A 2840-nucleotide genomic window follows, 5' to 3' on the forward strand; every position below is an offset into this window, starting at 1 on the left:
TGTATATGCCGCTTCCTGAGATCACACTGCACGGTTATTTAGTGCACGGCTTCCGCCCGCTCAGTGCACTCTTTCCGGCCTGTTGAGCACTCCGGATATTTACTCCTATAATGATAATAGCACACACTTTGTGTGACTATCATTTACAGGAGGACGATAACTATGGTAGATTATCGCGAAATTCTGAGGCTTAAGAGTCTCAACTATTCTAATGTCGATATCGCATCAAGTGTCCACAGTTCACGGAATACCATCCATGAGGTATTGAAGCTTGCTGAGCTTTTGAACGTTAAGTGGCCATTGGATGATGATGTCACCAACTATACTCTGGAATCTCTGTTTTATCCTGAACGGCATAAAAGGGACGCAGAACGCATGCTTCCGGATTATCCTCGGATTCATAAGGAACTGGCAAAAAAGGGGGTTACCCTCTCACTGCTTTGGACCGAATACTGCGCAGAGGCAGCTGCAGCGGGTAAACAGCCTTACATGAGCACACAGTTCAATGATAACTATCGTAAATGGGCCCGTGTGACCAAAGCTACTATGAGAATTCACCACAAGCCAGGGGATGCCATGGAGGTGGACTGGGCCGGAACGACGATCAGTATTTATGATCCTGTGACCGGAGATATCACTCCGGCATATCTGTTTGTAGCCGTTCTTTCATGCAGCTGTTATGTATACGCTGAAGCATGTCCGAATATGAAGTCTGATGTGTTCATCAACTGTCATATCCATGCATACGAATACTTCGGCGGTGTTACCCGGCTTCTGATTCCCGACAATCTTAAAACCGGGATCACAAAAAATACCCGTTATGAGACAGTTATCCCCCGTGCTTACAGGGAAATGTCAGATCATTACAATACAGCCATTGTGCCTGCCAGGGTACGGCACCCGGATGATAAACCGAATGCCGAGGGATCTGTAAAGTTTGCTACCACATGGATCATCGCAGCACTGCGTAATCATCACTTTTTTTCTCTTGATGAAGCAAGATCAGCGGTTGCTGAGAAGCTTGAGGAGCTTAATTCCCGTCCTTTTCAGAAAAGGATAGGGAACCGCCGCCTCGCTTATGAGAATGAAGAAAAAGCATTTATGCAGCCACTCCCCACGAGCTCATTTGAACCGGCAGTCTGGTCCACTGCAAAGGTTCAGAACGATTATCTCATAAATGACGGAATCAATAAATACTCTGTTCCGTTTGATCTGATCGGTGAAAACGTGGACATACGGATAACCAATGAAACAGTGGAAGTATTCTTTCATGGGAGCCGCGTGGCATCTCATGCCCGACTTTTGAAAGCTCAGCCGGATCCTGTCAAAAAACCGGAGCATATGCCCCCTGAACATCAGAAATATCTTTCCTATACACCGGATGAATTCATGAACTGGGCATCCGCCGTTGGCGAACACACTGCTAAAGTGGTCGACTATTTCCTGACTTCAGGAAAAGCGCCTGAACAGGGGTATAAATACTGCGCAGGTCTGATGAAGACAGCTGACCGTTACGGACAGCAGCGTACGGAAAAAGCCTGTGAAAGGCTTCTGGCTTTCACAAACCAGCCATCTCTCAGGAGTATTGTGACCATCCTGAAAAACGGGCAGGATAAGATCCCGTTGGAAACGGTATCCAAAGCGTCCAATCCATCCAGTCGCAGCAGGGGAATCACCCGAGGTGCTGCGGCATATGGAAAGGGAGGTGATGCAGAGTGATCAGAGAATCAACACTTGAAACTTTAAAGAGCATGCACTGCAGCGCAATGGCTGAGGAACTGAAACGTCAGATGGAGGATCCTGCAACCTATTCGTCTCTGGGCTTTGAGGAACGTCTTGGACTCATCATCGATGCAGAATGGAACCGTCGGCAGAGAAACAAACTTGCCAGACTTATTGCAAAAGCACATTTTTCAATCCCTTCAGCCTGTATTGAAGGAATCGAATACATTCCGGACAGGAAACTTGATAAAGCGCAAATCATACGCTTTTCAACCTGCCAGTATATCAATGATAATCATCATATCATACTGAAGGGTGCCAGCGGATCCGGCAAAACCTATCTGGCCTGTGCTCTTGGAAATGCAGCATGCAGGAAGTACAAAAATGTGATCTACATTCGTATGCCTGAGCTCTTAGATGAACTCAGCATGGGAAAAGCCACTGGCACATTTGACAAAGTGATCAAGACCTATAGGAAAGCTGATCTCCTAATCCTGGATGAATGGCTGATCCGCTGTCTGACACCGCAGGAGACCTATAATCTCCTGGAGATCATAGAAGCCAGAGTGAACAGCCCAAACGGTTCAATGATCTTCTGTACGCAGTACAATAACGAAGAATGGTATGGCCGGATAGATCCTGAATCTGATGAGGGAAGCCCCATTTCAGAAGCCATCATGGATCGGATCGTTCATAATGCCTACGACGTATTAATAGAAGGCCGCATATCAATGCGCAAACGTCATGGGCTGTCAGCCAGCCGGGAAGGGGGAGCTTATGAAGGATAACTGCCCATTCTCTGAAAGCGGCAAATGTGAAATCTGGATTGATTATCAGATTCTCCAGTATGCTCTGGAAGAAGCCGAAGAACTTGCTGATGCCAACTGGACTGAGATCAAACGTCTTTATGCCAGAATCGATCAATTGACTGCTGTTCTGGTTGATGCCGGGATAACTATTCCAGAGGACCTGTGATTTTATTAGTCGCATAACGCTTCGGGAAAAGATAAATCTCTTCTGAAACCGAAGTGCTCAACAGACCGGAAAGAGTGCACTGCATGAGCGGAAGCCATGCACTAAAACGCCGTGCGGTGTGCTTTCACCGGCCGGCATATACA

3 protein-coding genes are annotated in these 2840 nt (G+C 47.0%); all 3 read left to right on the forward strand.

The features are described from left to right. The first annotated feature begins 162 nt into the window (after nucleotides 1–162). The 3 genes from istA to ACK8P7_RS10850 are packed head-to-tail and all read left to right on the forward strand — an operon-like array spanning nucleotide 163 to nucleotide 2697. Complete coding sequence (gene istA / locus ACK8P7_RS10840) at nucleotides 163–1719, forward strand: IS21 family transposase (RefSeq protein ID WP_410044212.1); 1557 nt, start codon at nucleotides 163–165, stop codon at nucleotides 1717–1719. Then, a complete protein-coding gene (locus ACK8P7_RS10845) occupies nucleotides 1716–2510 on the forward strand; it encodes an ATP-binding protein (protein WP_410044213.1) in 795 nt (264 codons plus the stop codon). Before istA ends, ACK8P7_RS10845 begins: the two co-directional genes overlap by 4 nt. Further along, a complete protein-coding gene (locus ACK8P7_RS10850) occupies nucleotides 2500–2697 on the forward strand; it encodes a mobility-associated LCxxNW protein (protein ID WP_410044214.1) in 198 nt (65 codons plus the stop codon). Before ACK8P7_RS10845 ends, ACK8P7_RS10850 begins: the two co-directional genes overlap by 11 nt. The last annotated feature ends 143 nt before the right edge of the window (nucleotides 2698–2840 follow it).

This window comes from Oribacterium sp. P9, assembly GCF_046365365.1.
Taxonomy (GTDB): domain Bacteria; phylum Bacillota; class Clostridia; order Lachnospirales; family Lachnospiraceae; genus Oribacterium.

Coding starts and splice junctions, on each gene's coding strand:
- istA (WP_410044212.1), top strand. CDS start 163: ATGGTAGATTATCGCGAAATTCTGAGGCTTAAGAGTCTCAACTATTCT.
- ACK8P7_RS10850 (WP_410044214.1), top strand. CDS start 2,500: ATGAAGGATAACTGCCCATTCTCTGAAAGCGGCAAATGTGAAATCTGG.